Source organism: Chloroflexus sp. (assembly GCF_056331925.1).
In genome coordinates this window covers 81,253-91,461 of the sequence record NZ_JBWGQH010000016.1, presented here as the reverse complement: position 1 = coordinate 91,461, position 10,209 = coordinate 81,253, and the positions used below count along the sequence as shown (strand labels likewise).

The 10,209-nt window shown below is 55.7% G+C and carries 9 protein-coding genes; 5 read left to right on the top strand and 4 right to left on the bottom strand.

What is annotated here, in order from left to right:
* Window positions 1-204: 204 nt before the first annotated feature.
* The gene (locus AC01ZF_RS10145) at window positions 205-1,260 is read left to right on the top strand and encodes a hypothetical protein (protein ID WP_424676299.1); all 1,056 of its coding nucleotides are present in this window, start codon (window positions 205-207) and stop codon (window positions 1,258-1,260) included.
* A 61-nt stretch (window positions 1,261-1,321) separates the two neighbouring features.
* Here the strand turns inward: AC01ZF_RS10145 and AC01ZF_RS10140 are convergent, their stop codons facing one another.
* Both AC01ZF_RS10140 and AC01ZF_RS10135 read right to left on the bottom strand, forming a co-directional pair.
* Window positions 1,322-2,833 (bottom strand): carboxypeptidase M32, encoded by a 1,512-nt coding sequence (locus AC01ZF_RS10140; protein ID WP_424676298.1) that lies wholly within the window; start codon window positions 2,831-2,833, stop codon window positions 1,322-1,324.
* A gap of 66 nt (window positions 2,834-2,899) precedes the next feature.
* The gene (locus AC01ZF_RS10135; protein WP_424676297.1) at window positions 2,900-4,093 is read right to left on the bottom strand and encodes a methionine aminotransferase; all 1,194 of its coding nucleotides are present in this window, start codon (window positions 4,091-4,093) and stop codon (window positions 2,900-2,902) included.
* Between the two features lie 161 nt (window positions 4,094-4,254).
* Between AC01ZF_RS10135 and AC01ZF_RS10130 the strand changes: the two genes are divergently transcribed.
* A complete protein-coding gene (locus tag AC01ZF_RS10130) occupies window positions 4,255-4,650 on the top strand; it encodes a hypothetical protein (protein WP_428111822.1) in 396 nt (131 codons plus the stop codon).
* A 177-nt stretch (window positions 4,651-4,827) separates the two neighbouring features.
* Here the strand turns inward: AC01ZF_RS10130 and AC01ZF_RS10125 are convergent, their stop codons facing one another.
* A complete protein-coding gene (locus tag AC01ZF_RS10125; RefSeq protein ID WP_424676295.1) occupies window positions 4,828-5,637 on the bottom strand; it encodes a hypothetical protein in 810 nt (269 codons plus the stop codon).
* Between the two features lie 86 nt (window positions 5,638-5,723).
* Between AC01ZF_RS10125 and AC01ZF_RS10120 the strand changes: the two genes are divergently transcribed.
* From AC01ZF_RS10120 to AC01ZF_RS10110, 3 genes are all read left to right on the top strand, one after another.
* Window positions 5,724-6,722 (top strand): molybdopterin-binding protein, encoded by a 999-nt coding sequence (locus AC01ZF_RS10120; protein ID WP_424676294.1) that lies wholly within the window; start codon window positions 5,724-5,726, stop codon window positions 6,720-6,722.
* Window positions 6,723-6,849: 127 nt separating this feature from the next.
* A complete protein-coding gene (locus AC01ZF_RS10115; RefSeq protein ID WP_476575334.1) occupies window positions 6,850-8,202 on the top strand; it encodes a tetratricopeptide repeat protein in 1,353 nt (450 codons plus the stop codon).
* Window positions 8,203-8,394: 192 nt separating this feature from the next.
* Entirely contained in the window at window positions 8,395-9,675 is a 1,281-nt protein-coding gene (locus tag AC01ZF_RS10110) for a glycosyltransferase family 4 protein (RefSeq protein WP_424676292.1), read from the top strand.
* Here the strand turns inward: AC01ZF_RS10110 and AC01ZF_RS10105 are convergent.
* Window positions 9,624-10,175, bottom strand: a complete 552-nt coding sequence (locus AC01ZF_RS10105; RefSeq protein WP_424676291.1) for a DUF3267 domain-containing protein — start codon at window positions 10,173-10,175, stop codon at window positions 9,624-9,626. The genes AC01ZF_RS10110 and AC01ZF_RS10105 overlap by 52 nt on opposite strands.
* Window positions 10,176-10,209: the final 34 nt, after the last annotated feature.

The following is a 10,209-nucleotide window of genomic DNA, read 5'->3' as shown; positions in this document are numbered from 1 at the left end:
CACGGTGTGCGCCGCCACTGGCACGGTGTGCGCCGCCACTGGCACGGTGTGCGCCGCCACTGGCACGGTGTGCGCCGCCACTGGCACGGTGTGCGCCGCTACCCTGGCCCGACACCCGCCGCTACCGGTACCAGTCGTCCAACGGCATCATGGGATAATCTCTAAGGATCGACATATACTGTCAACACACACCAAAACCGTTCTATGACAACCACCGCAGGTGAACCCGGAGTACGAGCCAATCCAACCGAAGCACGTGAACTTGTTGAGCGCGGCATTGCGGCAGCCCGCGGCGGGCAACGTCGCGTCGCAGCCGGCCTCTTAGCCCGCGCCCTCAAGCTCGACCCGCGCGACGAACGGGCATGGTTGTGGTTGAGCGAAGTTGTTGACGATCCAGAACAACGTGCGTTTTGCTTGCACGCTGTTTTACGGATCAATCCTCACAATCCGCACGCCCACCGTGGCCTGGCCTACCTTGCCCGTCAAGGGACAACAACTGCGCGTCAGGTAGCAGACCTTACCGCTCTTACAGCCGAATCGACGCCGGTAGCAACCCCTGCAGAGCAAGCTACCGCCTCGCCGAATCGCGACTGGTGGTTACAATGGCGCTGGCAGCGCCATGAAACCTCGCGCGTGCGTGTAGTGCTCTGGCTACTGCCAATCGTCTTGCTGACAGTCGCCCTCTTGCTCCACCAGAGCGTCCGCGCAGCACGCGAGCAAACTCTTGCCGCCCTCGCCGCTGAACAGGATCAAACCTTTACCATCACAAACGACCCAGTACTGCCATTCGCCACTCCCACGCCTGTCCCTGAACTTGAGGCCGAACCACTCGCTGTAGTCGAGAGTCTAACGGTATCGTATCTAACTGCCATCGACACAATTCGCGCCGAACTGCGGAAAGCGACCGACACCTACCGCCAAGAGACAGGACAGCCCGGTGGCGCATCGATCAACCATGTGGCTGCAACGCAACGTCTGCGCGCCGCAGTGGCGCAAGCGTTAGCCAACCTCGGCGAACTACGAGTACCGGGAGTGCTAACCCCAGCTCACGAAGATTACCGACGTGGTCTCGAATTCGAACTAGCCGGTCTCGACGCTATTCTTGAGTTCTACAGCACGTATGATGTTGCCAATGCCAACCGGGCTGCGCTTCGTTTCCAAGAGGCACGCGCATTTATCGAGCGGGCACAGGCGAGTTTTCAAAACCAAAGCCAAATACTCGGCGAGAGGAGCATACTCAGTGCCTACACCATTCGTTAAACAGGGGCTACCTCTCGCCTGGCGTAGCAAGTGTAGCCCCTGTATCGCTACTGACCGGCTTCTATAACTCGATCCCGTAAATGGCCGAATACTTCTGCCGTAGGTATTGGAGGTACGGCTCGATCTGCATTGACCGACCGGTTGCCCGCTCGATCAACTCCGCAGGCGTAAAGACACTGCCGTGACGGTAGATATGCTCCCGCAACCATCCATGCAACGTCGCAAACTCACCCTGTCCGATCTCAGCATCGATTTCGGGGTGAGCAGACCGCGCCGCGGCAAGAAATTGCGCGCTCAGGATATTACCAATGGTATAGCCCTGAAACGCACCACCGATCAATCCACCAAACCAATGCACATCCTGCAACACGCCATCACGGTAATCGGGGACGACAACCCCCAAATCTTCCGCATAGCGAGCATTCCACGCTTCAGGCAGATCGGTGAGCTTCAGACTGCCTTCGAGCAACGCTAACTCGAGATCAAACCGGATCATCACGTGGAGATTGTATGTCACTTCATCGGCATCGGTACGGATGAGCGACGGTTGCACGCGGTTAATCGCTCGATAGAACTCGTCGAGCGAAACATTCCCTAACTGCTGCGGGAAGGTCTGTTGTAATTCAGGGTAAAAATATTCCCAGAATGGCCGAGAACGACCGATCAGATTTTCCCACAAACGCGATTGACTCTCGTGAACACCCGCCGAAACACCATTGCAGAGCGGTGTCCCTTCAAACGCCGGATCGATCCCCTGCTCATACATCGCATGACCCGACTCGTGCAGAGTGCTAAACAACCCATCTCCGAGATCGTGCTCGTTGATGCGGGTGGTAATCCGCACATCGCCAATCGAAAACTTCGTAGCAAACGGATGATGGGTTAAATCCTGCCGACCGCGCTCGAAATCATACCCAAAACAACGAATGATCTGCTCACCAAAAGCCAGTTGATCGTTGCGCGGGTAATACTTGCGCAGACACGAATCGTCAATTGGCGGCTGGGCCACAATTGCGCGAATGATCGGGGTCAGCTCGGCACGCAGTCGAGCAAAAAGATCGCGAATCTCAGATGCCCGCATCCCGTAGTCGCTAAAGTCGATCAGCGGATCGGCGGGATGATCATAGCCGGGGAAACAATCGGCAACTCGTCGACTCAGCTCAAGCGTTCGCTCGAGATAGGGCAACATCGTGGCAAAATCATTCGCCGGTCGCGCCTGCGTCCATGCCTGATAGCTCGCAGCAGTATGCGAAGCGATCTCACTTGCCAGCTCCACCGGAATTCGGGTCATACGCTCGTAGTTGCGATGGGCTACCCTAATCAGTGCGGCATCGGGATGGTCGTAGGGCAATTGTTCAGCATACGGCATCAATTCGGCCAACAGAGCACCCAACGCCGGATCGGTGCTCCGCACGTGAGCCAACCGCGAGAGGGTCGCCAGTTGGCGTGCGCGTGCCGCAGCACCACCAGGTGGCATATACGTACTCTGATCCCACCCCAACACTGCGGCAGCACTGTTAATATCGTCGATCTCGAGGAGACGGGCACGAAGTTCTTGTAACCTGGACTCCATCAAAGGCTTCTCACTTTCTAGTCTATTGTCGTGTCGCCGTTGAACACGATACCATACCAACCAATCTCAACGATTCCGCTGCCGCCACGCCAACAATCGCTGTTGCGCAGCGCGCAGGGTCTCGTCACGCTTGGCAAAACAAAACCGCGCCAACAACGGCAAATCGTGCTGGCGAGCATAGAATGCCGATGGTGGGATCGCAGCCACCCCAACCTCTTGGGTCAAATACCGGCAAAAGGCAACATCGTCGTGAAATCCGGTCGCTGAGATGTCGGCCATCAAGAAATAACTACCTTCGGTTGGTAAAACTGGTAATCCAACGCTCTCCAAAATCTCGGCAAGCAGATGATAGCGTGCGGTATATTCAGCACGAAATTGATCGTAATACCCGTTGTGCAATGCTCCTTCTAGCGCGGCAGCAGCAGCATATTGCAATGGCGTTGCAGTAGCAAACGTAATCCATTGGTGAGCAGCGCGCAGTGCAGTGTTTAGCTCAGCAGAGCCAACCGCATACCCAATCTTCCAACCGGTAAGACTAAACGTTTTGCCTAGACTATTGATCGTGAGCGTCCGCTCCCACATCCCCGACAGAGTCGCAATTGGAATGTGCTCGGCTCCGGCAAAAACCAGTTGATCGTACACCTCGTCAGACACCACAATCACATCGTATCGTTGGCACAGTTCAGCAATCTGCTCGAGTTCATCACGACGAAAGACCTTGCCGGTCGGGTTATGCGGCGTGTTGAGCATCAAGAGACGGGTACGTGGCGAGAACGCTGCCTGCAATTCTGCCAGATCGAACCACCAGCCCGACTGGCCGGATGTTGGTGGATGTAACCGCACAAACCGCGGTATCCCACCGGCCATCGTGACATCAGGCAGATACGCATCGTAGAACGGCTCGAACAGAATGACCTCGTCACCGGGGTTAATCAGCGCCTGCACAGCACCAAAGAGGGCTTCAGTCGCACCGCTCGTGACGGTCACTTCACGTTGAGGATCGATGGAGCGCCAGCCGTGCGCTTGCCATGTCGCTGCAATTGCCTCGCGCAAGCGGGGGACACCGATATAGGGTGCGTATTGGTTCGCATCGGCAGCGATGGCTTCAGCTGCAGCTTGCTTCACCCATTCTGGCCCGGCAAAATCAGGAAAGCCTTGACCGAGATTCACGGCACCGCATTGAACGGCAAGAGCACTCATCTCGGCAAAGATAGTCGTGCCAAACTGACGAACGCGCTCGGCGCTGCGTGGTGTAGACATCACTGAACCTCTCATGCTGCACGCGGTGTTGCGGTGAAAACGTGGGGAGAGCAGCAAAGCCGCTCACAAACTGTATGGTACCACAGCCTGCTGCAACTTTTGCACTCCACCTACCGTCTTACTCGCAGAAAACAGTAGCTCGTTAGCGTAAGGAGTTTGCTATGTCGTTCCAAAACGAACAGACCCGCTGGATCGGTCTGATCCTTATTACATTAGGGATCGTAACGATCTTCAAATTGTGGTGGCTCGTACCAGCTGCGCTGCTGGCCGGTGGCGGTATCGTCATCTACCGTCGCCAGCGCAGCCTTGGTCGTACCGATGAAGCGTTGCAAGCGCTGTTGTGGGGCATAGGGCTGGCCCTGCTTTCACTCTTCCATCTGGTCTGGCCGGGTATCCTCATCCTCGGTGGTGCAAGCCTATTGCTACGTGGGCGCGAAGCCCAAGTTGAACAGCGTATGTGGACGCTGATCGGACAGGTGTTGAATTGGAACCGCCGTCCAACACCGCCACCATCTAGTAGTAAAGTGCAGATCGTGGAAAAGCAAGACGGTGAATAGAGTTCGCATCGAACCATTATGGGACACGAATGCGACGGATGGAACGCGGATGGTGATAAAGCCCGATCCGCGCCCATCCGTCCGATCCGTGGGCACTGTCTAGAGTGATAGCACACGGACGGGATAGAGAAAACGCATGACGCATTCCATGCTCATCCGTCGTATCCATGTTATCCGCTACGGTGTGATCTGCGACGTCAACAGCCGCACCAACCACGCCCGTACCGCTGCCCGAGCTGCTTCCGACACCGGTGAGCCATCGGTATAGATGGCACCCGAACGCACCGCAGCTATCGTCTCGCGAAACTGCTGATATGCCGGCACATCGATAAGACGGTTTGGCCGACCGGGACCGGCTGCCAGATCGAGCAAGGGTTCCGGTCGGTTGGCGAAGACAATGTAGTGTTCGATCAAGCCGACTGCGCGCAGGGGACTATCGATCTCGCCGACGTAGATGATCGTCTCGCCAACCCGCTGCTCGGTAAATGTCTCACCACGCAGACGACGCACTTCCAAATGTTTATCAAGAAACATTCGTGCCTGCGGATCGTTACGCGAGGCTAAAAAGATCATCACCTCACCGTTCGTGATCAAGTCAGCGGCTACGTCGCGCGTCACCGGCGTAAAATCACGCACGACAATCGCAATATCACTGCCAACCCACGTAATCACGTCGCTATCAAGCTTCACGCCTAGCAGGGCAGCCACATTCGCCGCAGCATCAGCCGGCATCGACAAGCCAAACACCTCTTTCAACGCCAACTCGATCCGCGGTTGCTCCGGTACATCACTCAGCGTCGGCGACAGACTGGCATAGAGCTGCACATCTGCCGGTAAGAGTTCTGCCGGTGCTGGCCCTCGCTGGATGGTCGTAAACCAATAAATGAAAGTAACACCGACTAAGGCAGCAATTATCGTGATAGCTAGGCCACCGAGCAAAGCATAACCTAGACCACGCTCACGGGGCATCGTTGCACTTTTTAGCATAGTTGTCGCATGCTCCTTACTCAATCTTACCGAGAACATGGTACCATGAGTTAAATAGGCACCATATGTAACCTATAGGTACAACTATGCGAATTGAAACCTTGCCACCGGCAGCAGCAGTTGGGCATATTCTCTGCCACAATTTGGCCGATGGGCAAGGGCGTAAGGCGTTTAGAAAGGGGTGGCGGTTACGGGCCGAAGATCTGCCACGCTTGGCCGAACTTGGCTATAGTGCGGTACGAGTTGCTATCCTGAACCCCGACGATGTTCACGAAGACGAAGCAGCAATACAGTTGGCGAACATAGTAGCCGGGCCGGGCATTATCATTGATGAACCACACGCTGGGCGCGTCAATGTACGGGCTGCGATCAATGGTCCACTCATGATCGATGCCGAATCTCTCTTTGCGATCAATATGATCGACGGGCTGACTGTCGCTACCTTACCCCCCTCCACACTCGTGCATCCCGGCCAGATGTTGGCGACGATCAAGATTATCCCCTTTGCCGTACCATCCGCCGATCTCGCACAAGCTGCTGCCGCTGTCGGGCCTACCGGTGTCTTGTACGTAGCGACCCTCGTGCGACGGCGGATCGGAGTTGTGTTGGTGAGTAGTCAGGCTGCTCGGGCCCGGGTAGAACGCGGGATGTTACCGGCAATTGCCGGACGGATTGCTGATTTGGGCGCAACAATGATCGACTGTTGCCGCACTATCCCTGACGAGTATGCAATTGCCGATAGCCTCGCAGCCCTCCTCACTATCGGCGCCGATCTGATTATCACCGCCGGTGAAACTTCGGTGGTTGATCGCGATGATGTGATTCCGCGCGCTATACGACGCTTAGGTGGCGAAATCACCCATTACGGCGCACCGGTAGAGCCGGGTAACCTGCTCTTGCTCGCCTATTTGCCGCACGAACACGATACAATTCCGATCATCGGCGCCCCCGGATGTGTACGTTCGCGTGACCAAAACATTGTTGATCTGATCTTGCCACGATTGATGGCGAACGAGCGATTAGGACGACGGGAGATTGTGGCCCTTGGTTTAGGCGGTCTACTCGGTCCAACCCGACGCGAGTGATACCGACCGCGACTCTCACTCCCAACTGGATGCTCATCGAAGCCGTTGCTATCGTATCTGTAACCTAAAAACTACATACTGCGTAACAATCCATAGAATAACCAATAGCGTAGCTAAAAGGTGCAGTATGAATCTTGACAGCTTGTATCAAGATCGGCGTGAAGCAGCACTGGCCGATTTCAATCGAGCCATCGCCATCGATCCAGATTATGCATGGGCCTACTTCCAGCGCGGACAAGTCTTGCGCGAATTGGGAAGAATGGAGGAGTCATTGGCCGATCTTCGTCGAGCGTGTGAGCTAGAACCGAACGATGCAGCATACCACGCCGAACGAGGCGAAACGCTACGCCTGATGCGCCGTTACGAAGAGGCTCTTACCGCCTTCTCACGCGCCATTGAACTCCGACCTGAATATCCATGGGCATTGGGAAGCCGCGGACAAGTATGGCGCGCACTACGCCGTCATCACGAGGCACTTGCCGATTTCGAGGCAGCATTGGCGCTGAACCCACTGCTGGCATGGGTGCATGCCGAACGTGGCGAAACCTTGCGGGCATTACGTCGCCTCCATGAAGCAATTGAAGCCTTCAACCAAGCGTTAAACATCGATCCGGACTATGTGTGGGCGTTAGGTCATCGCGGCATTGCTTACCGTGAACTCCGCAACTATCCGGCAGCCATCGCCGATTTCGATGCGGCCATTGCCTTACAAGATACTATCGCGTGGCTGTACGCCGAGCGCGGTGAAACACGTCGCCTGGCCGATGATTTTGAGAGTGCCTTGCTTGATCTCAACCGGGCAATCGAACTTGATCCCCAATATGCATGGGCATTAGGGAGTCGCGGTGCCACTTTCCGTGCGCTCGGTGATCCCGAAGCGGCATTGGCCGATTTCAATCGTGCGCTTGAGCTTGATCCGGCTTATGAATGGGTATATATGCAGCGCGGTCTCTTGTACCGCAACCTCGACCGACTCGATGAAGCACTCGCCGACTTTAGCCGCGTCCTCGAACTCAACCCCAATCACGTCGGTGCGCTCGTCGAACGAGGTGAGTTGCTCCGTCTGCGCCGTCGCTACCATGAAGCGCTGACCGATTTCAGTCGTGCGATTGAGCTTCAACCCGATCATGCATGGGCTATTGGCAGCCGAGGGCAAATATACCGGGCACTCAATCGTTATCACGAGGCGCTCGCCGATTTCAACAATGCACTTGAGCAAAAACCCGACATGGTATGGATTCTGGCCGAACGGGGTGAAACCTACCGCTTGCTGCACCAGTACAACGAAGCGTTAGAAGATTTCAACCGCGCCCTCGAATTGCAACCAAATGATTCGTGGGTACTCAGCCGGCGTGGCGCTACCTATCAGGCACTAAAGATATTTGAAGAGGCTTATCTTGATCTGACCCGCGCCATTGAAATCGATCCGAATAATGCATGGGCTTTGGCACAACGAGGCTCACTCTTCCGACAGATGTAACACTATCACTCAATTGAGGGAGTCTTGAGGCTACGCTCGTAATGAAGTATCCGCGCATCGCGGTGAATAGGCAGCATCCGCTTGTTCGCCGCCAATATGAAAAATTTCTCATTTTATGGTATTATCGCGACAGTTAGCAGCATGCCATATAGCATGATGAGCCGATAAGCAATACGGGAGGATCGCGCAGCCATGGACGCTACCCATCCACAGTCAGGCCATCCGATCCGGGTGGCAATGGTGGCTCGCGCTGTTTTTCCCCTTCACGGATATGGCGGCATTGAACGCCACGTGTATCACCTCACCAAATATCTGACGCAACTCGGAGTTGTCGTCACGCTATACGTCCAATCACCACCCCCTAACGCGACACCGGGCGATCTGCGGCCGCACGCGATTGAAACCCTGCGCTACGACTATACCTCACCTATCCTCCCACCAAATGGTGTGATCGGTCGACAGATCAACTTTCCGATCTACAGTTGGCGTGTTGGGCGACGGGTCGCCCGGCACGTACTACATGGCGATTTCGACGTGGTACATACGCAAGGGCTGTGCGCTTTTGGCTACGCCGCCGCCCGCCACCGCGATCCCCGTTTACAGACCACGCCGTTCGTTGCCAACCCACACGGTATGGAAGAATTCCGTACCCCCGACCGCGTCAAATGGCTGGCTTATGCACCGTTTCGCTTCCTCTATGCCTACGGCCATCGTCAGGCCGACCGCGCAATCGCAACCGATTCATGCACCAAGGACGATTTGCCGCGCTACCTCGGCGTCGATCCGACCCGAGTTGTGGTCATCCCATCAGCTATCGACGTTGCCGAATGTTTATCTCAGGTACGCAGCGAACTTCGTACCGCCCTCCGTTTTCGTCTCGGCCTTACCAGCGGTAACCCGATCTTGCTAAGTGTCGGACGCCTCGAACCCAATAAGGGGTTTGATGTGCTTATTGCCGCCCTAGCCCGCCTACGAGACGAATTGCCGCCCAACTGGCGCTGGCTACTGGTCGGCAGTGGATCGGCCCGCACTGCGCTCGAACAGCAAATCCGTGAAGCAGGGATCGCCGAACATACCGTACTGGTCGGACGCCTGAGTGACGAAGAACTGCATAGTCTGTATGAAGAGATCGACCTCTTCGTTCACCCAACCCGCTATGAAGGCAGTTCGCTGGTGACGCTTGAGGCGATGATCCATCGCCGGCCGGTGGTCGCCAGTGCCATCGGCGGTATTCCCGATAAAGTCTTTCCGGGACGTAACGGCTTGTTGGTCAAACCGGGTGATATTGATGATCTCACCGCCCAACTCCGCGCAGCTTTAGCCGCCCGCGCACAGTGGTCAGAATGGGGGGCAGAGAGTGAGCGCATTGTGCGCTCAACATTCGATTGGCCGGTCGTGGCTCGACAGACGCTCACCCTCTATCAAGAATTGTTAGCCGGTAACCACACCTCGCAACCGACCCGATCGGGGTAATCAACGACTAAGGCCTCGGCCGGATCACGCCGTAAGAGCCAGAGAATCAGCAGATCACCGCCGGCGGCAAGCGTAAACAATGCACCAAAAATAGTTGCCTCCGGCCAGCGAGTCATTATGCCGATGATCGCCGGCACAATACCGAGTACAATGCATGGTAAGAGTGTGCCAAAGCGGTAGGCGTTAATCGGTAATGGTTGGGACACATGCGCAAACGGTGTGAACGTCTTGACGTCAAACCCAATCCGCAGGGCACGTAGCGATATTCGACCGGCGAGCAACCATCCGATTGCGTGCAACGCTTCGTGAACAACGATCCCGATCACCATGACGAACAACAATTTCCATGTAACTACAATTGCGAGATTGTGATGAATAATAGCGTAACCTATTACGAGCAACAACGCCGGTAACAGACCGAATACCAATCCATTGAGATTCGCTTTGGTAAAAGAGACCGAACGCTCACATCGTCGGTACGAAGGATTTGAGGAGTTCATCTTCTATCGCAAAGCTAGTACGTAAACTGTGATT

Excerpts from the sequence above, each read along its gene's own strand:
- AC01ZF_RS10115 (WP_476575334.1), top strand. The coding sequence starts at position 6,850 with ATGAATCTTGACAGCTTGTATCAAGATCGGCGTGAAGCAGCACTGGCC.
- AC01ZF_RS10125 (WP_424676295.1), bottom strand. The coding sequence starts at position 5,637 with ATGCTAAAAAGTGCAACGATGCCCCGTGAGCGTGGTCTAGGTTATGCT.
- AC01ZF_RS10145 (WP_424676299.1), top strand. The coding sequence starts at position 205 with ATGACAACCACCGCAGGTGAACCCGGAGTACGAGCCAATCCAACCGAA.
- AC01ZF_RS10140 (WP_424676298.1), bottom strand. The coding sequence starts at position 2,833 with ATGGAGTCCAGGTTACAAGAACTTCGTGCCCGTCTCCTCGAGATCGAC.
- AC01ZF_RS10130 (WP_428111822.1), top strand. The coding sequence starts at position 4,255 with ATGTCGTTCCAAAACGAACAGACCCGCTGGATCGGTCTGATCCTTATT.
- AC01ZF_RS10105 (WP_424676291.1), bottom strand. The coding sequence starts at position 10,175 with ATGAACTCCTCAAATCCTTCGTACCGACGATGTGAGCGTTCGGTCTCT.
- AC01ZF_RS10110 (WP_424676292.1), top strand. The coding sequence starts at position 8,395 with ATGGACGCTACCCATCCACAGTCAGGCCATCCGATCCGGGTGGCAATG.
- AC01ZF_RS10135 (WP_424676297.1), bottom strand. The coding sequence starts at position 4,093 with ATGTCTACACCACGCAGCGCCGAGCGCGTTCGTCAGTTTGGCACGACT.
- AC01ZF_RS10120 (WP_424676294.1), top strand. The coding sequence starts at position 5,724 with ATGCGAATTGAAACCTTGCCACCGGCAGCAGCAGTTGGGCATATTCTC.